Source organism: Gracilibacillus salitolerans (assembly GCF_009650095.1).
Taxonomy (GTDB): Bacteria; Bacillota; Bacilli; order Bacillales; family Amphibacillaceae; genus Gracilibacillus; species Gracilibacillus salitolerans.
The window spans coordinates 3,712,729-3,736,457 of the sequence record NZ_CP045915.1 but is presented as its reverse complement, the minus strand read 5'-3'; the positions used below and the strand labels follow the sequence as shown (position 1 = coordinate 3,736,457).

20 protein-coding genes are annotated in these 23,729 nt (G+C 36.1%); 11 read left to right on the top strand and 9 right to left on the bottom strand.

Features of this window, described 5'->3' with window-relative positions; all coding sequences use genetic code 11:
* Positions 1-13 precede the first annotated feature (13 nt).
* On the bottom strand, positions 14-1,513 hold the full coding sequence (locus GI584_RS17940; protein ID WP_325063410.1) for a spore germination protein: 1,500 nt from the start codon (positions 1,511-1,513) through the stop codon (positions 14-16).
* A 414-nt stretch (positions 1,514-1,927) separates the two neighbouring features.
* Here GI584_RS17940 and GI584_RS17935 point away from each other — a divergent pair, with 414 nt between their 5' ends.
* From GI584_RS17935 to GI584_RS17910, 6 genes are all read left to right on the top strand, one after another.
* Positions 1,928-2,626 carry an urease accessory protein UreF gene (locus tag GI584_RS17935; protein ID WP_100359426.1) on the top strand — a complete coding sequence of 233 codons (699 nt, stop codon included), beginning with the start codon at positions 1,928-1,930 and terminating at the stop codon, positions 2,624-2,626.
* Between the two features lie 12 nt (positions 2,627-2,638).
* Positions 2,639-3,394 (top strand): urease accessory protein UreD, encoded by a 756-nt coding sequence (locus tag GI584_RS17930; RefSeq protein WP_153792072.1) that lies wholly within the window; start codon positions 2,639-2,641, stop codon positions 3,392-3,394.
* Positions 3,395-3,448: 54 nt separating this feature from the next.
* Entirely contained in the window at positions 3,449-4,273 is an 825-nt protein-coding gene (locus GI584_RS17925; protein ID WP_100359428.1) for a helix-turn-helix transcriptional regulator, read from the top strand.
* Positions 4,274-4,379: 106 nt separating this feature from the next.
* Positions 4,380-5,867 (top strand): alpha-glucosidase/alpha-galactosidase, encoded by a 1,488-nt coding sequence (gene melA, locus GI584_RS17920; RefSeq protein WP_153792071.1) that lies wholly within the window; start codon positions 4,380-4,382, stop codon positions 5,865-5,867.
* 120 nt (positions 5,868-5,987) lie between these two features.
* Positions 5,988-6,239 (top strand): hypothetical protein, encoded by a 252-nt coding sequence (locus tag GI584_RS17915; protein WP_194842030.1) that lies wholly within the window; start codon positions 5,988-5,990, stop codon positions 6,237-6,239.
* A gap of 12 nt (positions 6,240-6,251) precedes the next feature.
* Positions 6,252-6,977 (top strand): MBL fold metallo-hydrolase, encoded by a 726-nt coding sequence (locus GI584_RS17910; RefSeq protein ID WP_153792069.1) that lies wholly within the window; start codon positions 6,252-6,254, stop codon positions 6,975-6,977.
* A 43-nt stretch (positions 6,978-7,020) separates the two neighbouring features.
* Here GI584_RS17910 and GI584_RS17905 read toward each other — a convergent pair whose 3' ends face one another.
* The 4 genes from GI584_RS17905 to GI584_RS17890 form a co-directional block, all read right to left on the bottom strand.
* Positions 7,021-8,058 carry a LacI family DNA-binding transcriptional regulator gene (locus tag GI584_RS17905; RefSeq protein ID WP_153792068.1) on the bottom strand — a complete coding sequence of 346 codons (1,038 nt, stop codon included), beginning with the start codon at positions 8,056-8,058 and terminating at the stop codon, positions 7,021-7,023.
* A gap of 123 nt (positions 8,059-8,181) precedes the next feature.
* Complete coding sequence (locus GI584_RS17900) at positions 8,182-9,021, bottom strand: sugar ABC transporter permease (RefSeq protein WP_100359433.1); 840 nt, start codon at positions 9,019-9,021, stop codon at positions 8,182-8,184.
* Positions 9,021-10,319, bottom strand: a complete 1,299-nt coding sequence (locus GI584_RS17895; protein ID WP_153792067.1) for a carbohydrate ABC transporter permease — start codon at positions 10,317-10,319, stop codon at positions 9,021-9,023. Before GI584_RS17895 ends, GI584_RS17900 begins: the two co-directional genes overlap by 1 nt.
* A 68-nt stretch (positions 10,320-10,387) precedes the next feature.
* The gene (locus GI584_RS17890; RefSeq protein WP_100359435.1) at positions 10,388-11,698 is read right to left on the bottom strand and encodes a sugar ABC transporter substrate-binding protein; all 1,311 of its coding nucleotides are present in this window, start codon (positions 11,696-11,698) and stop codon (positions 10,388-10,390) included.
* 343 nt (positions 11,699-12,041) lie between these two features.
* Between GI584_RS17890 and GI584_RS17885 the strand changes: the two genes are divergently transcribed.
* Positions 12,042-14,159 (top strand): alpha-amylase family glycosyl hydrolase, encoded by a 2,118-nt coding sequence (locus GI584_RS17885; protein ID WP_228552269.1) that lies wholly within the window; start codon positions 12,042-12,044, stop codon positions 14,157-14,159.
* Between the two features lie 111 nt (positions 14,160-14,270).
* Entirely contained in the window at positions 14,271-16,025 is a 1,755-nt protein-coding gene (locus GI584_RS17880) for a glycoside hydrolase family 13 protein (protein ID WP_153792066.1), read from the top strand.
* Positions 16,026-16,468: 443 nt separating this feature from the next.
* Here the strand turns inward: GI584_RS17880 and murQ are convergent, their stop codons facing one another.
* From murQ to nagA, 4 genes are all read right to left on the bottom strand, one after another.
* Positions 16,469-17,377 carry an N-acetylmuramic acid 6-phosphate etherase gene (gene murQ, locus GI584_RS17875; protein WP_153792065.1) on the bottom strand — a complete coding sequence of 303 codons (909 nt, stop codon included), beginning with the start codon at positions 17,375-17,377 and terminating at the stop codon, positions 16,469-16,471.
* A 14-nt stretch (positions 17,378-17,391) separates the two neighbouring features.
* Complete coding sequence (locus tag GI584_RS17870) at positions 17,392-18,117, bottom strand: GntR family transcriptional regulator (protein WP_100359438.1); 726 nt, start codon at positions 18,115-18,117, stop codon at positions 17,392-17,394.
* A 208-nt stretch (positions 18,118-18,325) separates the two neighbouring features.
* Complete coding sequence (gene nagB / locus GI584_RS17865; RefSeq protein ID WP_153792064.1) at positions 18,326-19,057, bottom strand: glucosamine-6-phosphate deaminase; 732 nt, start codon at positions 19,055-19,057, stop codon at positions 18,326-18,328.
* A gap of 6 nt (positions 19,058-19,063) precedes the next feature.
* Positions 19,064-20,245, bottom strand: a complete 1,182-nt coding sequence (gene nagA / locus GI584_RS17860; RefSeq protein WP_153792063.1) for an N-acetylglucosamine-6-phosphate deacetylase — start codon at positions 20,243-20,245, stop codon at positions 19,064-19,066.
* Between the two features lie 400 nt (positions 20,246-20,645).
* Here nagA and GI584_RS17855 point away from each other — a divergent pair, with 400 nt between their 5' ends.
* From GI584_RS17855 to nagE, 3 genes are read left to right on the top strand one after another with little or no spacing between them, the layout of a single operon-like run.
* Positions 20,646-21,137: a PTS sugar transporter subunit IIA gene (locus GI584_RS17855; protein WP_100359441.1), complete on the top strand. Its 492-nt coding sequence runs from the start codon at positions 20,646-20,648 to the stop codon at positions 21,135-21,137.
* Between the two features lie 49 nt (positions 21,138-21,186).
* Complete coding sequence (locus tag GI584_RS17850) at positions 21,187-22,002, top strand: PRD domain-containing protein (RefSeq protein WP_100359442.1); 816 nt, start codon at positions 21,187-21,189, stop codon at positions 22,000-22,002.
* A 32-nt stretch (positions 22,003-22,034) separates the two neighbouring features.
* Entirely contained in the window at positions 22,035-23,489 is a 1,455-nt protein-coding gene (nagE, locus tag GI584_RS17845) for an N-acetylglucosamine-specific PTS transporter subunit IIBC (protein ID WP_153792062.1), read from the top strand.
* Positions 23,490-23,729: the final 240 nt, after the last annotated feature.

Below are 23,729 nucleotides of genomic sequence, written 5' to 3'. Positions count from 1 at the left end.
TTGTGAGGTGAACTTATATATTACGTCTATCCCGTTTTCGTGGTGAACCTTGTAATATTTTCAATGGTGCACGAATAAGAACATCTAATATTTGTCTCGGTCTTAATGGAGTTAATGGACTAAAATATGGCTGTCCTAATGATCTTAAACTGGTTATATGCAGCATGATAAGTATGAAGCCAATCATAATTCCAAAGCCACCTAATACAGCAGATAATATCATCAAAGGAATTTGCATTAAGCGAATACCGATAGCAATACTGTATTGCGGGATGGCGAATGAAGCAATACCGGTCAACGCAACCAAAATAACAACAGCAGGTGACGCGATGTTTGCATTAATGGCAGCTTCACCAATGATTAATGCTCCAACGATACTTACGGCCGAACCAATCGTTTTAGGTAACCGAATCCCTGCTTCTCTAAGTAATTCAAAGAAAAAAATCATCAAGACAATTTCCAAAAAAGCTGGGAACGGTATGCCTTCACGTGTATCAAGAATTGCCATTAACAGGTTTGTTGGAATTAATTCTGGATGAAAGGTTGTTAAGGCTATGAAAATACTTGGCAGCGTCAATGCTAAAAAAAAGGCAACTATTCTAATAAGCCGAATAAAGGTAGAAAATATTACTCTATGGTAATAGTCCTCACTCGCTTGAAAAAATTCTGTAAAAAGTCCGGGGCAGATTAAGATAGTCCCTGTTCCTTGTACCAATACGATAATTTTCCCTTCTAAAACAGCGGCGATTGCTGTGTCTGGCCTCTCTGTATATCGGTGTTGTGGTAGAGGGGAATAATTAGCATCTTCAATCAATTCTTCAATATAACTAGTTTCTAAAATGTCCTCTTTTTTAGCACGTTTTAGTCTTTGTTTAAATTCTGCTAATGTACCTTCATCCACAACGCCATCCAAGTATCCATACGCGATTTCTGTTTGCGTAGTTCCCCCTGCTTTAAATTGTTCTATCTTAAAATGAGAATTTTGTAAACGAGTTCTCAAAAGCCCGATATTTCGATCTAATTGTTCAACTGTTCCCTCATGAGGCCCTTTTACCACTGATTCTCCGGTAGGCTCTGATACTTCTCTGACATTGACTTGTTTTGCTTGGGAATAAGACAACGCTTGATCCCAACCATGAAAAAAAATAACAACGTGTCCACTTAATATATCACTTATTACTTCATTAAAGCTTTTTACAACTTTTGCGTTCTGTGAAGAGATACCATTTTGCCTAAAGAAACGGATCACGTCTTCCAAATTCACTTCTTCTGCTGGTCCAATTTCGTGTGTTACTAGATCCTGCATGGATTCTTTCATATAATTGAGCTCTTTTTGCTGCACCATTGTATGAAAAAATACAGAAAAAGCTTTATGTTTAAGTTGAGGTCCGTATTGCCAATGAAAAAGTTTCAAGTCAGAACAATTTGTAAACTGTTTATCTAATTGCTTTTGATTTTCCATTATATCTAATGATATTACATCAGATTGTTTTCTCACTTTTTGGCGTCTCACTTATATCACAAACCTCTTTTATACATAGTATTAGTCAAAATAAAGGTTGTATACATTTATAAATGCTTCTTTTGATTATATATTTGTAATTAAAAAGTTTTGATAGGAAAATATTCACTTGGAGGAATCACACTAAAAGACAGTAGGATCAGGAGAGGTGATGGCTAACCAGTCTTTGATCATTTTTATCACTTCAGTAAGTCCCCATTTTAAGAATTAGGATATTGAAAAAGTATAAATGGGGAGAACAGAAGGATAATTTCATAATAAGTTTCGCTGCGCCTAGTGGGTGATTAAAGACCATCACTGATAGAAGTCTCACATTAATTTCAAGTCAGCAACAAATCGATCGAAAGAAGTTATCAATCATCATTTTTGATTATGATATAATAAACAGAGGAATGGAGGGATTGGATGAGTACGAATGATTCGCAAAAGCTATTACATTTATTACATATGCACCATTCATCTTTCTTAAAAAGCCAGGTAGCGCACGCAATTGGAATGGAAATGTATATCCGATCTAAGCAAATTAATTCTAAGGAAGATCTAGCCTCCTTTTGTCACAGTTATATAGGGAGCTATTTGTTATATAATGATGCAATACTGATTAAAGAAATATTTTTAAAGCTAAAGAAAAACGACTGGGATCAAGTCTTGTATTTTGCTGAAATATATAACGCTAGAAAAAATGTGCTGGAATTAAAGAAGACCAGTCGTCAAGCAGGAAATCGTTTCTTGGATCGGCTGCTGTCGATTGAAACATCGCCTATTCTTTCTAAGTGGTCGGAGGAAATAAAGGATAGAGATTCATTAAACCATTATGTTATTGTATATAGTCTTTACGCTTACGAGAAAGGTTTTGATTTGTTTGCAACGATTCAAACCTATTTATATTTTTCCTTAACAAATCTGGTTCAGCATGCGGTAAGAGCTATCCCGTTAGCGCCAAAAGACGCAGAACAAGTCACATTAGAAGCATTAGCAGAAGTGGATCAAGCAACTGAATTGGCAATGACATTACAGTTTAAAGATATGCAGAATAGTGCGATCGGTCTGGAAATATCCGCTATGCAGCATAAATATCTTTTATCTAAATTATTTATATCTTAATGGAGGTTCAAGATGGAATCGAATAAGCAGTTACAAGCACGGTTTCAGAAGGTGAATCTCCTAGATTATAAGGGAGATCAACCATTAGAAATCGCTAAAGCAGATCAAACCCATCGAGTCTTTACAACTTATAACATGGATGGGCTGAATAAGACAGAAGCACCAATGTCGATTGATTTTACGGTAAAGAAAGCATCTAATATTAAATTGCTAGATGATGGATCTGATGCAAAAACTCTGCCTAAGCAGTCTCTTCAATTTAACTGTAATATCGAAGAAGAAGCATTATTATTGTTTGACAAACGAGAGATAATCCCAAGTGATAATAGTAACATCAATCAACATATCAAAGTGAATGTCACAGGAGATGCGGAATTTGTCTGGGCGGAAATCGTCCATTTAGATCACGTGTCCAATTATCATTATTATTCGCTAATGGAGATCTGGGCAGAAGAGCAATGCTTGGCGTATGACCCGGTTCAGCTTGATAGAAGTGAAGAGATGCTGGTTCATCATGGGATGACGGAATCATTTCCATATGTTGCGTCCATTTGGTACATTTCTCCGAATCACCCTTTTGATGAATGGGATGTGCAGCAGCGGTTATCACAGGCGAAGAATCATCGGGCAGGGATGACGGATATTGATGGTAAAGGCATTCTTATTCGCTGGCTTTCCACAGATTTAACGTTATTAAAACAAGAGATCGATGATGTGCTTGCCTTTTTTGATGAAAAAATCACAGAAGTACGTAAATGGAGAGTTTGAAAAAGTTAGGAGGATATCTTCTAGCTTTTTTTTAAATCTGAAGGAGGGAAGATCGTGCAACAATTTCCGAAGGCAGTGGCCTATTATTATAAACGCTGGCACGAGTTTGAGATGGAATTGCATCATCATCCTGCGATGGAGATTATGTATGTCATTGATGGCAAATGCCAAATTGAAATCGATGACCGGATTGTTGATATGCGGAAGGGACAGTATATTTTTATACAGGGCCATGTGAAGCATCGTTTAATCATTGATACGGATTATCCTTGTCGGATGTTAAATGTCGAATTTATCTTTCATAGCAATGATCGCAGTCACTACATGTCAATCGATCAGCTTTTTCAAACACATCCATCGTTAAAAACACTATTTGATCAGAACGAGCGGTATTTCTTATTAAAAGATGATGAAGCGGTGTATTTTACATTACGACATCTCGTCCTTGAATTGGACCATCAGTCAGCAAACAATCAGTTGCTGATCGATAATTTAATGGTCCAGTTACTATTGTGGATTGACCGTAATCGTCGTGAACATAATGAACAGACAGATAACCAGCATCTAAAAAAAGCACTAACCTATATTCATGAACATTATGATACAGAGATAAAGGTAGATAATCTTGCACGTATTACACACCTTCATCCAAGTTACTTACATAAAATATTCAGACTTTCGTTGGGAATGACAATTAATCAATACATAACCAAAGTGCGGCTGGATAAAGCCAAAATGTTGCTTGTCAATACGGAAATTCCAGTTACTGAAATCTCCAATTATGTTGGGGTGAACACAAGTCAATATTTTAGCAATCTGTTTAAAAAGGAAACAGGATTATCACCATCGTCCTATCGAGAACATTTTCGTGAAATATAAGAAAGTTAGGATTTTACACATATTCTTATCAAGTGTCGATAATATTTAAATCGCTTACACTCCTTTAGTGGTAAGATACCATTAAAGACGAAAAGGAGGTAGGAACGTGTCATTTAAAATAGCTTTTATCGGTGCAGGTAGTATTGGTTTTACGAGAGGATTGCTTCGTGACATTTTGTCAGTACCAGAATTTCGAGGAATAGAGGTAGCTTTTACTGATATAAATGAGAAAAATTTAGATATGGTAACTCAATTGTGTCAGCGAGATATTCACGAAAATGGACTTGATATGACGATTGATGCAACAACAGACAGAAGAGCTGCCTTAACAGATGCGAAATATATTTTTAATGTTGTTCGTATTGGTGGTCTGGAAGCTTTTAAACATGATGTGGAAATTCCGTTGAAATATGGTGTTGATCAATGTGTAGGTGATACATTGAGTGCAGGCGGAATTATGTATGGACAAAGAGGCATTGCCGAGATGTTAGAAATTTGTAAAGATATTCGTGAAGTTGCGGACCCCAATGTGTTGCTGTTAAACTATGCCAATCCAATGGCAATGTTAACATGGGCTTGCAACAAATATGGTGGAGTCAATACTATAGGTCTTTGCCATGGCGTACAGAATGGACATAAACAAATCGCGGACGTTTTAGGAAAGGAAAAAGAAGAAGTCGATATTATTTGTGCTGGAATCAACCACCAGACATGGTATATTGAAGTAAAAACAAATGGGCAGGATCGAACCGGAGATTTATTAGAAGCATTTGAAAATCATTCCGAATACAAAAATACAGAAAAAGTAAGAATTGATATGCTCCGGCGCTTCGGTTATTTCAGTACTGAGTCAAATGGACATTTGAGTGAATATGTGCCTTGGTACCGTAAGCGTCCAGAAGAAATTAACGAGTGGATTGATTTGAACAGTTGGATAAACGGGGAAACAGGTGGCTATTTACGCGTTTGCACGGAGGGCCGTAATTGGTTTGAAACTGATTTTCCAAATTGGTTAAAGGAACCAGCTTTTGAATATAAAGAGGAAAACCGTGGTGAAGAACATGGCTCCTATATTCTAGAGGGCTTAGAAACAGGCCGGGTATACCGAGGCCATTTTAACCGGGTGAATAACGGCATTATTTCGAATGTACCTGACGATGCAATCATTGAAGCACCAGGTTACGTCGATCGCAATGGAATCAACATGCCGTTTGTAGGTGATTTACCTTTAGGACCTGCAGCTGTTTGCAATGTTAGTATTTCCGTTCAGCGCCTAGCAGTAGAAGCAGCAGTTCATGGAGATGACTATTTATTACGTCAAGCGATGATGATGGATCCATTAGTAGGTGCTGTTTGTAATCCGAAAGAAATCTGGCAAATGACAGATGAAATGTTAGTTGCTCAAAAGAAATGGCTACCGCAATACAAAGGCTCGATAGCTGAGGCTGAAAAAAGGTTGGCAGAAGCTGAGCGGATACCAACCAAAGATTATCAAGGTGCAGCACGACTAAAAGTGAAATCAGTCGCTGAAATGGCAAAAGACCGGGAAGCAGCAGTGAAAAATGCCGGTGAAGCTGACAAAGGGAATTTTTGATTAATGAGTAGAAAATTAGTATAGTAAAGCCACTAGGATTTCTAGTGGTTTTTTCATGTTTGGAATGGGAATGGAGATAATGATGCGATAAAGGACAAAAAATAGTGAATTTCAAAAATAGTGTCCATCATCAAGGCGATGAAGGACAAAAAAATAGCGAATTTCAATAATACTGTCCATCATCAAGGCGATGAAGGACAAAAAATAGCGAATTTCAAAAATAGTGTCCATCATCAAGGCGATGAAGGACAAAAAATAGCGAATTTCAAAAATAGTGTCCATCATCAAGGCGATGAAGGACAAAAAATAGCGAATTTCAATAATACTGTCTATCATCAAGATATTGTTCACAGGTTTTCAAAAAAGAATTAGGAGCTGAGGAGAATGAAAATTATCCCTCTTGGTATCTGGGGAGGCTACCCAAAAGCAAATAGTGCTACATCTTCTTTTTTAGTCGAAGAAGACGGCTTTCGTCTTTTATTAGATTGTGGTAGTGGTGTGCTTGCTTCGTTGCAAAACTACATATCTATTCAACAATTAGATGCGGTGATTATCACTCATTACCACCATGATCATATTGCGGATGTCGGTGCGCTTCATTACGCAAAATTAATCCAAAATCAATTAGCAGACCAACCTAAAACATTAGCAATATATGCGCATGATCGGGATGAACAGTTCCACTCTCTATCTTATAAAGAGCATACGCAAGCATATAATTTAGCGAAAACATCCCAAATAGGTCCTTTTACAATTGAAACAACAAAAACGGATCATCCTGTATATTGTCTAGCGGTACGTTTAGATACAAAAGGAAAAAGTGTTGTGTTTACAGCAGATACAGGCTGGAAAGAGTCGCTTTCCTCATTTGCCCAAAATGCTGATTTATTAGTTTCGGAGGCTAATCTTTATCAGGGCTATGAGGGGAAAATTCCAGGTCATATGAGTGGTCGGCAAGCCGGTGCTTTAGCAGAACAAGCAGCGGTTAAGCAATTAATGCTGACTCATTTACCACATTTTGGAGATGTAAACAATCTTATTGAAGAGGCAAAACAAACATACACCAATCTAACAACGATAGCAACTGTCGGTAAATCATATTTCATTTAAAAAAAGGTATACCTGTGTTCTGATAACAGGTATACCTTTTAAACTATTCCACCGTTTCAGACGTGATCGACCTTGTCGACTGTCTGAATTTAATTTCATAAGGAACAATAATCCGTTTAGCCGGCTCATCTTTGTTTTTTGCCTTTTCTATTAAGCAACGAGCGGATTGCACACCTAACTGATAGATTTGAATATCAACAGTTGTTAAAGGCGGTGTGGTAATCTCAGATAAATAAAGGTTATTAAATGATGTTAAGGAAACATCTTCAGGGCAACTTAGACCGATTTCTTCTAATGTATTAATTACCCCTAAAGACATCAAATCATCAGCTACTACCAAACCTGTTGGTGGTTCATCTAGCGCAAATAGTTGCTCGACCGCATCACGACCACCGGATTTTAGAAATTCCGCGTGTACTGTATATTCATTTGGTAATGGCAAGCCTGCTTCTTCTATGGCAGACTTATAGCCGTTTAGCCGGTCAACGGTTACTGTTAATTCCGTTGAACCACCGATAAAAGCGATATGTCGATGCCCGATGTCTATCAAATGGTTGGTTAAGTCTTTGCTCGCTTTAAAGTTATTATTATCGACATACGTAATTTCACTTTCTTGTTCAGAAGGTTTCCCTACAATGACAAAGGGAAAATTTTTTTCTGTTAAAAATTGTTGTACAGGATCAGCAATTCGTGAATAAAGTAAGATAATACCATCAACCCTGTTACCGTTTACCATTCGTTGTACTTCTTCATATACGTCTTGATCATTACCACCCGTTGATACGTATAAAGAATATTCTGCCTCATGGGCAAAAGAGCCAATTCCACGTAAAACTTCAGGAAAGAATGGATTTTGTAGTGCTTTATCAGCAGATGATGGCATAATGACACCAATTGCTTGTGAAGATCGTACCGCGAGATTACGGGCGTTTATATTTGGATGGTATCCCAGATCTTTCATCGCTTTTCTTACACGCTTCTTGGTATCTAAACTGATTCTAGGGTTGTCTGCTATAACTCTAGAAACTGTTGAGGGTGCTACTCCTGCTTTTTTTGCTACGTCTTTTATTGTCACTCCCATAATTTTCACCCTTTAGATTTGTAAAAATGCATTAATGTCTGAGATTTCTGTATTTCTATTATATGTGATCAGGTCTTCATATCAAAATATATTTCATTATAAAGCGGAGAGTAATTTCAATATTTACCCTTTTGTGCCTCCTGCTGTTAGTCCAGAAATTAAGTACCGTTGCAAGAATAGATAAACCGTTGCAACTGGAACAGCTATTAAAATGGAACCGGCTGCAAATCTAGTGAAATTATTAGCGAAACGATCATTAATAAAATTAAACAATCCAACCGCTAGTGTATAGTTATCTTGACTTGATAGTACGATTGATGGTAATAGGAAATCAAAAAGTGGCATCATAAAATTAAATAATGCAACTACTGCTAGAATAGGTTTTGCTAGCGGAAGCATTACACTCCAAAATACTCTTAAATGCCCAGCCCCATCTATTCTCGCTGCTTCGTCAAGTTCACGTGGAATAGTGTCAAAATACCCTTTAACTAACCATGCATTAAATGGTATTTGTCCACCTAGATAAACCAATATTAATCCAGTTAATGTATCCAGCATTCCGATCATATTAAGGAAAATATATAATGCTACCATTGCCATCATAACTGGAAACATTTGTAGTAACAGGAAGATATACAATGCATTCTTTTTTCCAACAAATTGGTAACGAGAGAATGCATATGCTACCAATGAGGTAATGATCACACTGCCTCCAGCTACTGAGATCGATACAATCAGTGAATTCTTATACCATAATAAATAATCACTTTCATCGCTAAAAAGCCATTTATAATGTTCCAACGAAAAATTTTCTGGAATAAGTGAAGATGAATATAAGCTGGTACCTTGATTTAGAGACATTCCCACAGTCCACACTAATGGATAAAAGATAATAATGGAAGTGATAAGAATGACAAGGTACATAAGAGTTACTTCGATTTTTGATTTTTGCTTTTGATTCATTACAATTCACCTTCTTCCTTGAATGATTTCGTCTGCCTAAATTGATAAAAGGCAAAACCAGAAATGATAAGTCCCATAATTAGAGAGATAACCGCTGCCATTGCATAGTTGTTTGTTTCAAATGTTAACTTGTATACCCATGAAATTAATATGTCAGTACCACCAGCATTTTGGTTTCTTACAGGAGGTCCACCTTCATTAAACAAGTAAATAATATTAAAGTTATTAAAATTTTGCGCATACTGCATGATTAGTAATGGTGCAGTTGCAAACATTACATGTGGAAAAGTAATAAATCGAAATTTTTGAAAACGGGATCCGCCATCTACGTCTGCTGCTTCATACCAGTCTTTTGAGATACTTTGTAAAACACCTGTAAACAATGCAAATATAAATGGGAATCCTAACCATGTTTGAATTAATATAATCGCTGTCCGCGCGTAGAATGGTTCACTCAACCACGGAATCCCTTCTCCACCAAGGAGAGGAATAATAATATCACGGTTAATCGCACCAAAGTCATCATTAAACATGGCCGAGAAAATTAAGATCGTAACAAATGCTGGAACTGCCCAAGGTAAAATTAGAATCGTACGAATTAATTTCTTGAATCGAATTCTTGGGTCATTTACGATTAACGCTAAGAATAAACCTATAGCTATTTGCAGCGTTGTTGCAATCACTGTCCATACAATGGTCCAAGCTAAAACACTAATGAAAGTATCTTGCCAGATTGGCACAGTAATTAGTTCTTTAAAGTTTTCAAATCCAACCCAATCGACAAGGTTCCTTGGCGGTGAGTTGTACAAATTATAATTTGTAAATGCCAGTAAGACTGAAAATATAAGTGGGAATATGACGACAAAAATCATTAGTAATAACCCAGGAACTGTCATTAAATATGGAAAAGCAGTATCATAAAAATCGATAATGGTATCTTTAAGCCCTTTTGGCTTCCATCCATTTTTTATTTTTTTGGCCTGGTTACGTGCATCCATCACATTCCCTACATATAATGCGATCAAAATAACTGTGGCAATTAATGCTAAGACACCAAAGACCAATAATCGAATAGAGTGATCTGTACCAGGAATAGTACCTAACGTACGTAATCCCCATAATCCGAAATTAATGGTATCGAATAACGTTACTAAAAAAGCAAGTTCTAATAGAATAAAAATAGTACCTTTTAAAAATCTACGATTATAAAGCTGACCTAACCCTGCAAAAATTATGGATAATACTGTAGCAACGTTAGGATTATGGTTTTTAAAGTTGTTATTGGAATTGTGATTCAATTTGATTACCTCCCCAATAGGACAGAAAAAATGAGAGGGAAGAAATTATTTTCTTCCCCGTGAATGTTTTATTGAGCACCACTAGCATCAATATTTGTTTTTATTTGTTCTACCGCTTCTGGAAGTACGGAAGAAGGATCTTCCCCTTCAGCTAAGAACTGTAATGCATTATTCATTGGTTCCCAAACTTGAGACATTTGCGGAGTACTAGGCATCGGTACTCCATTTTCAATTTGCTGACTAAATGAACTGAAAATTGGATCCTCGATAGATTCAAGAGCGTTTGTATTAGTCGGCAGTTCACCAGCAACGTCAAAGTAATGTTTTTGATTTTCTTCATTTGTCATAAATAATGCAAGATCTGTAGCCCATTCTGTATTGTCAGAATAGTATGATACCATCCATGCTTTAACACCAACTAATGATTGAGCTCCCTGCCCATCCATTTCAGGGAATGGGGCAAATCCAAGACTATCCCCTAAAGCTTCTGTATAACTAGGGATACTCCATGGCCCGTTAATAACAGCACCAACTTTTCCTTCTGTAAATAATCCGTCTATAACATCAGTTGTGGTGGAAGGGGGAATTTTTCCATCTCCGAAGAATGATTGATAGAGTTCGCCACCTTCGATAGCACCTTCATTTGCAAGTCCGATATCACTTGTATCATATTCACCGATGTCTCCGCCAAAAATGTATCCACCAAAACTCTTAAAGAATGGATAAGAGAAATATAAGTCGTTCGGTTTCATTAAAAATCCAAATTTATCTTGGGAAGCGTCTGTGTTTTCCTCTAATGCAGTAAGTAAGTCATCAATTGTTTGTGGCTCATCCATTATATCTTTGTTATAAAAAATGCCGTATGTTTCAATTACAGCAGGAACACCATACATATCGTTGGAACCTTCAAATTCGTACTGAACGGATGCTAGAGAAGCATCACTGTAGTCAGCTAACTGTTCATCAGAAATATCAAGTGGTTGTGCTAAACCTTGTGCAACAATATCACCAGTTCGATCGTGTGGCTGAAAGAATAAATCCGGTCCACGTCCTTCCGGTCCTGCCAATGATAATTCATCTAATTGATCTAGCATTGATTTAGGAACTACATTAACTGTAATGTCATTTTGTTCTTCGTAATCTGCTGCTATTTTCTCGATAGCTTCTAATTGCTCTTCTTCATCATTGGCCCAAACTGTTAGTTCTTCTGGTTTATCTGCTTCAGCAGAGTCATTTGATTCTTCAACAGTTTCTTCTGATGTACTTGCTTCATTGCTATCTGTATTTGTGTCTTCCTCTCTGTCTGGAGCACATGCTGTAATGATAACGATTGCAAATAAGAGTGTAATTAAAGCAAAAAATAATTTTATGTTTCTCATATAATTTCTCCCCTTTTTAATGATTTGCGCAATCGATTGCGCTTTATTGGGTTTAATTATACATAGGAATTTTTATATAAGCAAGCGTTTTCTATAAAAAACTTTCAAATATTTTTTTCTACATTATATGTACTTTTTGAAAAGAAAAATATATTGACAGATCATTTCGGTTATTGTAATAATAAAGTTAACAACAGTGATAGACACAATTATACAAATTGAGGGCACTGCTTTTGTATTTATTACAAACAACCCCGGCTTTTATTAAAAGCCGGGGTTGTTTGTTTTGCAGGAAGGAGGATAGATGGAAGGAAATAAAAAATGGAAAGGATGAAATAATTTGTTGGCAAAGTTAAAAAGACATACGAAAACGATTGCGCTATTTGTTGTTGTGCTACTGATGATTTCCTTTTCGCCATCAGTATTGAAAGCTAATTCAGATGTTAATAAGGTTAATTATGCACAGGATACTATTTACCAAATTGTAACAGATCGCTTTCATGATGGAGAAACTTCCAATAATCCACAAGGCGAACTGTATAGTCAAACAGATTTACACAAATATATGGGTGGTGATTGGAAGGGTATTACGGAAAAGATTAATGATGGATATTTTACTGATTTAGGTGTTACAGCGTTGTGGATTTCTCAACCTGTTGAAAACGTTTATGAGATACATCCTGAAGGCTATACTTCTTATCATGGTTATTGGGCAAGAGATTACAAAGAAACTAATCCATTTTATGGGAGTTTTGAAGACTTTGATGAATTGGTTAATGTAGCTCACAGTAATGGAATCAAGATTATCATGGATTTTACACCAAATCACTCATCTCCAGCTTTGGAAACAGACGAAGGTTATGTTGAAAATGGCGCTATTTATGATAAAGGTAGCTTAATTGGTAATTACTCTAATGATACACTTGGCCTATTTCACCATAATGGAGGTACTGATTTTTCCTCTTATGAAGATAGTATTTATAGGAACCTTTATGACTTAGCAGATTACGACTTGCAAAATGAAGTGATCGATCAATATTTAAAAGAATCAATAGAATTATGGTTAGATAAAGGGATCGATGGAATAAGAGTAGATGCAGTGAAACACATGTCACAAGGGTGGCAAGAAACACTTATGAATCACATTTATTCATATCAACCAGTGTTTACGTTTGGAGAATGGTTCTTAGGACAAGGGGAAGTAGATACTAAAAATCATTATTTTGCCAATGAAAGTGGAATGAGTCTCTTAGATTTTCAATATGGTCAACAAATTAGAGCTGTACTTATGTCAGAGGATGATAACTGGTTGGACTACCATAGTATGATTGAGGAAACATCCAACAGTTATGACCAAGTTAATGATCAAGTAACGTTTATTGATAATCATGATATGAGCAGATTTCAAAAAGACAATGCTTCTCAAGTAAATACAGAGATGGCACTAGCAGTTTTACTAACTTCTCGTGGTGTTCCTACTATATATTATGGAACAGAACAATACTTAACTGGAGAAGCAGATCCAGAGAATAGAAAACCTATGCCTAGTTTTGATAAAACGACAAATGCATTTCAAATTATTAGTAAACTTGCTCATCTTCGACAAAATAATATAGCTTTAGGGTATGGGGATACGACTGAACGTTGGTTAAATCAAGATGTTTATATCTATGAAAGAAAATTTGGCGATAATGTAGTTGTGACGGCTGTAAACAGTAGCGACACAAATTACTCTATATCAAATATGAATACTTCCTTACCAGAAGGAAGGTATAATGATGTATTAGATGGATTATTAAATGGAGGTTCTATAGATGTAAATGGAAATGGTTTAGTAGCTACTTTTGACTTAAAACCAAATGAAGTAGCTGTGTGGGAAGTAACAGAAAGCAACAATAACCCCAAAATAGGCCATGTTGGTCCGATGGTTGGTCAACCTGGAAATGAGGTTACTATTAGTGGAGAAGGCTTTGGTGATACTCAAGGTGATGTTTTCCTCGGAAACAATAGTGCTACCATTTCATCATGGAGTGACTCAGAAATTGTTATATCTATACCAAATATATCTTCAGGTCTTTACGATGTTAAAGTAATGACAGATAGTAATGTAGAAAGTAATGTTTACGAAAACTTTGAAGTCTTAACAAATCACCTTATTCCGGTGAGATTTGCTGTGGAGCAAGCAAGTACTGACTATGGAAGTGATGTTTATATCGTTGGAAGTACACAAGAACTAGGAAGTTGGGATCCTGATAAAGCAATAGGACCATTTTTCAATCAAGTGATATATTCTTACCCAAATTGGTATTATGATATTGCTGTACCTGCTAATCAACAATTGGAATATAAGTTTATTAAAAAAGATGCTTCAGGTAATGTGATTTGGGAAAGTGGTTCAAATCACACTTACACGGTGCCAAATCAAGGTACTGATACTGTCACGACAACATGGCAGAATTAATACATCAGAAACGGGCAATGCTTTTGGTAAAAACAACCCCATTATGTACTAATGGGGTTGTTTGCATTTAAACGCAATAAAAATAACTATAAAAAGTAGAGGAGATTTTATATGTTTATTGAAGCTATTAACCACAGAGCGATAAATCAATATGTTTACGCAAGAGATAAAGAAACGATAGATATTATGTTAGAAACCAAAAAAGGTGATATTGATAATGTTGAACTAATATTCGCTGACCCATATGATTTTAAGGGTGATAAATGGCAATATCGAACGAAAAAAATGATCAAATCGGGAACAACTACACGCGTTGACTATTGGAAAATATCTGTTAAACCGGAATTTAGAAGACTTCGTTATGGTTTTCGTTGTACAGATACCAATAAAAATGAAATATTTTTTACGGAGAGAGGCTTTAATAATTCAGTCCCTGCGGATATCAACAGTTTCTTTTGCTTTCCATACTTACATGAAGTAGATATCTTCCAAGCACCCGATTGGGTAAAAGATACAGTATGGTATCAAATCTTCCCTGAACGCTTTGCTAATGGTGATGCTTCGTTAAATCCTGAAGCTACATTACCATGGGGGAGTATGGACCCCACACCAACTAACTTTTTTGGTGGTGATTTTCAAGGGGTAATGGATCATTTGGATTATTTAGAAAGACTAGGTATCACCGGTATTTATTTCACTCCGATTTTTAAGGCTTATTCTAATCATAAATATGATACAATCGATTATTTTGAAATTGATCCTCAATTTGGTGACAAAGAAACATTTCGTACATTGGTAAAGAAATGTCATGAGCGAGGTATTAAAGTGATGTTGGATGCTGTTTTTAATCATAGCGGGTATTATTTTGAACCTTTTCAGGATGTGTTGAAAAAACAAGAAGATTCTCGTTACAAAGACTGGTTTCACTTATGGGAATATCCAGTGAAAGCAGAAGGTTATCCAAACTATGATGCGTTTGGATTTGTCGCGTCGATGCCAAAGTTAGATACAACCAATCCAGAAGTGAAGAAGTATTTATTGGATGTAGCCCGTTATTGGATTGAAGAATTTGATATTGATGGCTGGCGTTTAGATGTTGCGAATGAAGTCGATCATGCCTTTTGGCGAGACTTTCGCCAAGTCGTTAAAAAGGCAAAACCAGATGCTTATATTTTAGGAGAGATTTGGCACGATTCAATGCGCTGGCTGCAAGGTGATCAATTTGACGCGGTGATGAACTATCCCTTTACAAATGGTGCTGTGGAATTTTTTGCAAAGAATAATATGGATAGCGAGACCTTTGCTGACAATATCACAAATGTACTGCATATGTATCCGCAAAATGTCAATGAGGTTGCGTTTAACTTATTGGATAGTCACGATACGGCTCGGATATTAACGGAGGCTGATGGTAATAAAGAGAGAATTAAATTACTTTATTTATTTCAATTATCGTTTATCGGTTCACCTTGTATTTACTATGGAGATGAAATCGGTATGACTGGTGGGAATGATCCAGGCTGCCGCAAATGTATGGAATGGGACGAGTCCAAGCAAGACCGAGAGTTATTTGATTTCGTTAGGAAATTACTGCATATGAGAAAAAAAGTTCCCGGATTCGGAAACCGTGCTGATTTTAGATTTCTCGCTGTTGGAGAAAGTATGGTGGCTTATCAAAAGCAAACAAAAGATGCAGAACTGATCTTTGTTTTAAATAATAGTGATCAGGCTCAGGTGATTGAGGTAGAATCTTTATCGAATAAAAAGGGGAAAGAGTTATTCACAGAAGAGGAGATAATTTTTGCGAAAAAATGTGAAATAGAAGTAAAAGCATTTGGCTTTAAATGCTATCAAATACTGGGATAAGCGAGGTGTGCACGTATTGGAAATGTGAGGATAAAACCATAACAAAAGGCTTGCTTCAGTGGGGAGCAAGCCTTTTGCTTAATGTTTCGATTCGTATCCTGCAGCGAAGATAGCTACAAAAAATGTAACACAAACACCAATGATTAGTGCGATACCCATGAGGATCCTCCTTTTTTATCACGGTGCTAATCGACCGTAAAACCCCCACTTCAAGGTTCAAGTAAATAATCAAAGAAGCTAAATGGGGGATTAGGTGAGCTAACACTCTGATAAGTTTCGCTAACCCTAAGTGGGGGACAAAAACCTCCATTTAGGATAGTTTCACTTTATAAAAACAATCTTCAATCACTTATGTAATGTATTCTTTCTCTATTATAGCGAAGTCTATACTTTTTGTGAAGAGATGATATTATTTTACATCAGTTGTTCTTTAGACGGTTGCCTCAATCCTTTTGGTCCATTTCAAATAATAGGATTGCTTTTTTTACATGGTTGTTTGCTTTATTTAGGTATTTTTCTGCTACGTTTTTGTCGCAGCCAGTTTTGGCTATGATGATAGAAAGTTTAACATCATTGTTTGTTTCGTTCATTAGTTCTTTTGCTTCTTGTTCGTTTAGGTTAGTTAGTTGTCTTAGCATCGTTTCTGCTCGTTTTACTAATTTATTATTAATGAGCTGCATATCTATCATCTCATTCTGGTACACTTTTCCAAGCTTAACCATCGTAGCAGTCGAAATCATATTGATAGCTATTTTTTGTGCTGTACCAGCTTTTAATCTTGTTGATCCTCTGATAACTTCGGGACCTACGATTAACTCGATTCCGACATCACTTAATTCACTTGATATCGTTTGATGATTGCAACTTATCGAGATCGAGGAAGCCTGTTTTTCTTTCGCATAGGTAAGTGCAGCTAAGGAATAGGGAGTAGTACCGCTTGCGCTAATAGCAATCAGTACGTCGTTTTCGTTAAACTCGAGTTGTTGTAATTCCTGAACAATATCGGACGCACTATCCTCATGTTGCTCAAGTGGTTCCCACATTGCATTTTTTCCACCTGCAATAAAGGCAATCCAACGGTGAGGATCGATCGAAAATGTTGGCCCAAGCTCAACTGCGTCTAATACACCGATCCGCCCACTCGTTCCAGCTCCTGCGACAAAGACACGAGCCCCATGTTGCCACTTGTCTACAATCAATTCAACTGCTTCTGCAATAGTGGTTAATGATTTTTGAATCCCTTCTTGAATATGGCGATCTTCTTCCAACATTAAAGTGACGATATCAATCGCTTCCATTTCATCGATAGAAAGCGAATTTTGATTTGTCGCTTCAGTAACGGTTTTGCCCATTATTATGATTCTCCTTATTGGCGTTCTAGATCAAACATAAATTTGTATCGATCTGCTCGATAAGAAGATTTAACTACTTCAAATGTAGTACCATCCTCTAATTGTGTTGTTCTTTTTATAAAAAGGACTGGAGATAGCTCTGGTATCTCCAAATATTCAATTTCTTCCTCATTGGCAATAGTAGCTTCGAATATTTGACTTGCTTTTCCTATTTTTAACGCCAATTTACTCTCTATATATTGATAAATAGAATTTTGTACAATATTATCCGTTAAACCTTTTATTAAGTTAGCGGGAATGTAAGTACGCTCCAAAGCCATGGGGATATTTTCTGCTAAACGTATCCGCTTAATCTCATAAATCGGTGCATGTTCGGCTATATGGAGCTGTTCTGCTATACTTTGATTGGCTGGGATGATTTCAAAATTAATTAACCTGTTACCAGGCTCCATCCCGCGTGCTTTCATGTCTTCTGTAAAGCTTGTAAGTCCATTTAAGTTTTGTTCTAATTTTTGCTCGGTTATGAATGTTCCTTTACCTTTTATGCGGTGTAAATAACGTTCATTCACTAAATTAGTGATTGCTTGTCGCACGGTCATTCGGCTAATATTAAGTTGCTCAGCATACTCCCGTTCAGAAGGTAAGGAATCTCCCGGTTTATATTCCCCATTTTCGATTTTAGCTTTTATTTGTTCTTCCAATTGATGATAAATAGGAATAGGTGATTGTTTATCAATCATTCATCTAGCCCCTTTCTATTTTAGACCTGTTAGCACGTTAAGTTTTGTTTAGACACGGTTTATCACGGTACTAAATGTCCGTAAAACCCCCACTTCAAGGTTCGAGTAAATCAGAGAAGCTAAGCGAGGGATAACGGACGCTAACACCCTGATAAGTTTCACTAACCATCAGTGGGGATCAAAAACCCCCATTGATGGAAGTCTCACTTTATAAATTGGTATTTATTATAGCATCTTCATCAGCAATAATGGTAACATTCTCATGCTGATTTAAAACAGATGCAGGGAAATGTTTATCTATTTCACCATGAAGCAGTTTATTAAGTGCATCATTTTTTTCTTTTCCAGAAACAAGTAGTAGAATTTCTTTACTTTCCATAATAGAAGCAATTCCCATTGTGATCGCCCTATTAGGAACCTGGTTAATGTTATTGAAAAAACGAGCATTAGCTTGCATTGTTGATTCCGTTAACGCAACGATATGTGTATGTTGATCAAAAGCAGTTCCAGGCTCATTAAAACCAACATGTCCATTCGTACCTAATCCTAATAATTGTAGGTCTATTCCATTATGTTTTTTTATTTCTTCATCATATGCTTGACATTCCTTTTCCAAATTTTCAGCTAACCCATTTGGAATAAAGGTTTGATCTGATGGAATGTTAACCTTACTAAAAAAGTGTTTATCCATGTAGTAGTGATAACTGTTGGGATCACTTGGGTCCAAACCGATATATTCATCTAAATTAAATGTTGTTACGTGTTGATAGGAGGTTTTCTGTTCTTGATAATCTTTTGCTAAATAATGATACGTTTGAACAGGAGTGCCCCCAGTAGCTAATCCTAACGTCAATTCAGAGCTCGATTTAACTTTGTCTAAGATAAAGTTAGCTGCCATTTTGCTCATTTCCTGATAGTTTTTAGTACGAATTACTTTCATGCTTCTTTACTCTCCTTTGTATGCAATTTCTCCTCGACAAATAGTTAGAATGATGTCGTTATTTTCATTTAATAAAACAATGTCTGCATCTTTACCAGTAGCAAGAGTACCTTTTTTATCATCAATCCCTAGTTCTTTTGCAGCATTAGAAGAAGCCATAGAGATAGCTTCTTCAAGCGAGCAGTTAGTAAAGTTGATTATATTCTTAACTGCATCGCCTAGTTTTAACGTGCTTCCGGCTAAAGTACCATCTTCTAAAGTTGCTTTTTGGTTTTCAACAATAACCTTCTGCCCGCCTAACTCATAATTGCCATCTTGAAGACATTTTGCTCTCATGGCATCCGTAATCAGTAGCATTTTTTCGTTTCCTTTAAGCTGATACGCTGTGTTCACCGCATCTGAAGTCGAATGAATACCGTCTGCAATGATTTCGACCATCAGTTGATCATGAAGCCATGCCGAGCCAACAACTCCAGGCTCCCGATGATGAAAGCCACGCATTTGATTATACAAATGAGTTATGTGAGAAAGTCCATGATCAATGGCAATGGTTATCTCTTGAGCGGTGGCATTAGTATGACCAGCAGATGCGATAATTCCATGTTTTTTCAAATGTTGAATGAATTCTAGTCCTCCAGGTAGTTCAGGTGCTAGTGTGACGAGTCGGATATGTTGATTAGCTAATCTATTCCATTTTTTAAATACGGAGATATTAGGATCTTTAATATACTCCACTGGTTGAGCTCCTTTACGATCTTTATGAATAAAAGGACCTTCCAGATGAATTCCGATAATTTCCGCCTGACCTTTTGGTTGATGATTTATATAGGAAGCTACATTTGTAATAGCTTTTTCGATATTATCGTTACTTTGAGTCATGGTAGTAGCTAAGAAAGAAGTGGTTCCTTCTTGAGGTAATGCAGTAGCCATGACTTTTAACGCTTCTGGTGTACCGTCCATCACATCTGCTCCATTCGCGCCATGGATATGAACATCAATCAATCCGGGAATAGCTTTTACTTTTGTATTTGAAAAGTCGAAGACATGATAACCATCCTCGGATTCCAGCCTATCCAATGAATTTATTTCCTCAATTTTATTATTAATTATTTTGATAAACCCTTCTTCTATATTGTTGTTTTCAGCATATACCTCAATATTTTTCACTAATAGCTTTTGATTATCCAATTGTGTTCACACCTTTAAAGAATAAGTTATTAATCATAGAATACCAGTTTTAAGTATGGTTGTCTATACCTGTCAGTTGTTGTATGTTATATAAATGGAAAACAACAATATAGTAGGAAAAAAGTTTATTGAGATTATATATTTATGGATAAAATTTAGGATCAATCCAATAATATGGATTTAATAATAGTTATAGGTATAGACAACTGAACCTATTCGTGTTAATATAATTTTTAATTAGGTTAGCGGCAAATTTAATAATGACTCACATGTTACTAATGAGATTAGGCATGGAGAAAATATAAAGGATAGTATTCCGCCTTTAACATTTCTTCATGCTTTTTTTTATTCCGGAATTAAATGTTAATTTTCAAAATTCATACTAGAAGGGGTATTAAACATGTTTAAAAACTTGTTAAAGAGATCATCATCCAAATTACAAATAAAAGCACCTATTACTGGTGAAATATTACCACTTGAAAAAGTACCCGATCCTGTTTTTAGTCAAAAAATGATGGGAGAAGGGATTGCGATCATTCCAAAAGAAGAAAATATCGTTGCACCTGTTGAGGGAACTATTATTCAAATTGCACCAAGTAAGCATGCCATTGGATTAAAGGCAAAGGATGGTATGGAACTACTCATTCATGTTGGTTTAGAGACGGTTTCCTTAAAAGGAGAAGGATTTAAAGTTTTAGTTAACGAGGGAGACCATGTTTCAGTTGGTGATAAGTTGATGGTGGTAGATTTGGATTATATTCGTAATAAAGTACAACATATTATAACACCGGTAGTAATTACTAATAGTAACCAAAGTAGTAATCAGTATTACCCTACAGCAGAAACGGAGTGTCAAGCAGGAAAGACTTCCATTTTAACAGTTGATCAATAGAGGTATATTAAGAAACAACCGGGTTTGAAAGAAGGGGGGAGATAATGGAATGAGATTGAAGAAGATTTTGAATAATAACGCTGTACTTGTAATTGACCAGCAAGAAGAAAAAGTAGCCATTGGAACAGGGATTGCATTCGGTAAAAAAAAGAATGATGTCATTAACCCAAAGAAAATCGAACAGCTATTTGAAATGAAAGAAAATGAAAAATTACAGCAGCTGTTAAATCGGATTCCAGAGGAACATTTTCTTATTTCAGAAGAAATTATCTCCTATGCGGAAAAGTATCTCGGTTCTAAGCTAAGTGAGCATATTCATATTGCTTTGACAGATCATGTTTCATTTGCTATTGAGCGGATACAGGATGGCATTCATCTCCAAAACAAACTTTTAAATGAAATAAAAATATTGTATCGCACTGAATTTGAAATTGGTTTGTGGGCAGTTGAGCGAATGCGTCAAAAATATGGTATAGAGGTTCCGATTGATGAAGCGGCTCATATTGCACTTCATATCCATACCATGAAGCTTCAGGGAGGTGATTACGGTCAGACCATTAAGCATACTGCCATTGTAAGAGAAATGATTCAGCTCATCATGCAGAAGATGGAAATGGAAGTTAAAGAAGATGATATATCCTATCAAAGGCTTGTTACACATTTGCATTTTGCTTTAACTCGTGTAAGTCACTATGAATTACATGAACTGGATGAGGAAATGTTATATATGATTCAAAAGAAATTTACAGATGCTTATCAGTGTACCAAGGAAGTAACAGAAATTATCAAAAATAAATATGATATTTATTTTCCAGAATCAGAGCTCGGATATATCACCATTCACATTAACAGACTTAGAAAGTAATTAAATAATTTTAAATTTAGGAGGAATTACTTATGGTAATGAAGTATCTTCAAAATATCGGTAGATCTTTAATGTTGCCGGTTGCAGTTTTGCCAGCTGCCGCAATCTTAATGGGTATTGGCTATTGGATGGACCCATCAGGATGGGGGGAAGAAAATGTTGTAGCTGCATTTTTAATTAAAGCTGGAGAATCTATTGTTTCCGGTGAAAGTATGTCGATTTTGTTTGCGGTTGGTATTGCCTTTGGGATGTCCAAAGATAAGGATGGTTCTGCCGCGCTAAGTGGTTTAGTATCTTATCTAGTAATTACGACCTTGTTATCGACGGATTCTGTAGCATTGTTGCAAAGTACGGATCCAGAAAATGTAAATGCGGCTTTTGATAATATAGAAAATCAATTTATCGGTATTATCTCAGGTATTGTAGCTTCTATTATGTATAATCGATTTAGTCAAGTGAAACTACCAGATGCTTTTGCGTTTTTTAGTGGTAAGCGTTTAGTACCAATCATGACAGCGGTAACTAGTTTAATTGTTTCTGCCATTTTATTCTTTGTATGGCCGGTTGTCTATTCTGGATTAGTTTCATTTGGTAAGGCAATTCTAGATTTAGATGCAATTGGTGCAGGTTTATATGGATTCTTTAATCGATTATTAATACCGACAGGCCTTCATCATGCATTAAACTCAGTTTTTTGGTTTGATGTTGCAGGTATCAATGATATTGCGAATTTTTGGTCTGGAGAAGGGGAGAAAGGTGTTACTGGTATGTACATGGCAGGCTTCTTCCCGGTTATGATGTTTGGTTTACCTGCAGCAGCGTTAGCAATGTATCATACAGCTAAAACAAATCGAAAGAAAACAGCAGCATCATTACTGTTAGCAGCTGGTTTTGCCTCCTTTTTTACTGGTGTAACAGAACCGCTAGAATTTTCATTTATGTTTTTAGCTCCAGCGTTATATGTTGTTCATGCAGCTTTAACAGGTATTTCAATGGCTGTGGCAGCTGCTTTTGATTGGACAGCTGGTTTCGGATTTAGTGCCGGTTTTGTCGATTTCATTTTAAGTTCACGATTACCATTAGCAAATCAACCATTTATGTTACTTGTTCAAGGGTTAATCATAGCGGTTATTTATTACGTATTATTCCGATTCTTAATCACGAAGTTTAATTTCAAGACACCAGGTCGTGAGGATGATGTAGATTCAACGGAAAGTTCAAGTGAACCATCTACTTCTAATGATGATATATCTGTAATGGCAAAAGAAATTTATGCGGGATTAGGTGGAGATGAAAATGTTCTCACGCTTGATAATTGTGTGACACGATTAAGATTAGACGTCAAAGACATGGATGCCGTTGATCAGCAACGAATAAAGAATACAGGCGTACCAGGAATCAATATTGTAGGTAAAAACAGTATTCAAGTCATAGTAGGGACACAGGTTCAATTTGTAGCCGATGAAATTAAAAAAATACGTAATTAATCCGTAAGTTAGATATTTGACATAAAAAGCATGGAGATTCCCTTCTCCTTGCTTTTTAATAAGAATTAAATGAAGAATGTGGATAGAGTAGCTATAAGTCAGTAGCTACTCTTTTTATATGAAAAAAGCATGCGACTTTTTCTTTTGTCTGAGCGAATAGATCTACTTTCTTATCCATAGTCCATTCATTTTTTATCACTTTCCTACATACATATAGATAAAGCAACTACCGAAATAATT

Coding starts and splice junctions, on each gene's coding strand:
- GI584_RS17935 (WP_100359426.1), top strand. CDS start 1,928: ATGAGTACGAATGATTCGCAAAAGCTATTACATTTATTACATATGCAC.
- GI584_RS17930 (WP_153792072.1), top strand. CDS start 2,639: ATGGAATCGAATAAGCAGTTACAAGCACGGTTTCAGAAGGTGAATCTC.
- GI584_RS17910 (WP_153792069.1), top strand. CDS start 6,252: ATGAAAATTATCCCTCTTGGTATCTGGGGAGGCTACCCAAAAGCAAAT.
- GI584_RS17905 (WP_153792068.1), bottom strand. CDS start 8,058: ATGGGAGTGACAATAAAAGACGTAGCAAAAAAAGCAGGAGTAGCACCC.
- GI584_RS17900 (WP_100359433.1), bottom strand. CDS start 9,021: ATGAATCAAAAGCAAAAATCAAAAATCGAAGTAACTCTTATGTACCTT.
- GI584_RS17890 (WP_100359435.1), bottom strand. CDS start 11,698: ATGAGAAACATAAAATTATTTTTTGCTTTAATTACACTCTTATTTGCA.
- GI584_RS17880 (WP_153792066.1), top strand. CDS start 14,271: ATGTTTATTGAAGCTATTAACCACAGAGCGATAAATCAATATGTTTAC.
- murQ (WP_153792065.1), bottom strand. CDS start 17,377: ATGGGCAAAACCGTTACTGAAGCGACAAATCAAAATTCGCTTTCTATC.
- GI584_RS17870 (WP_100359438.1), bottom strand. CDS start 18,117: ATGATTGATAAACAATCACCTATTCCTATTTATCATCAATTGGAAGAA.
- nagB (WP_153792064.1), bottom strand. CDS start 19,057: ATGAAAGTAATTCGTACTAAAAACTATCAGGAAATGAGCAAAATGGCA.
- GI584_RS17855 (WP_100359441.1), top strand. CDS start 20,646: ATGTTTAAAAACTTGTTAAAGAGATCATCATCCAAATTACAAATAAAA.
- GI584_RS17850 (WP_100359442.1), top strand. CDS start 21,187: ATGAGATTGAAGAAGATTTTGAATAATAACGCTGTACTTGTAATTGAC.
- nagE (WP_153792062.1), top strand. CDS start 22,035: ATGGTAATGAAGTATCTTCAAAATATCGGTAGATCTTTAATGTTGCCG.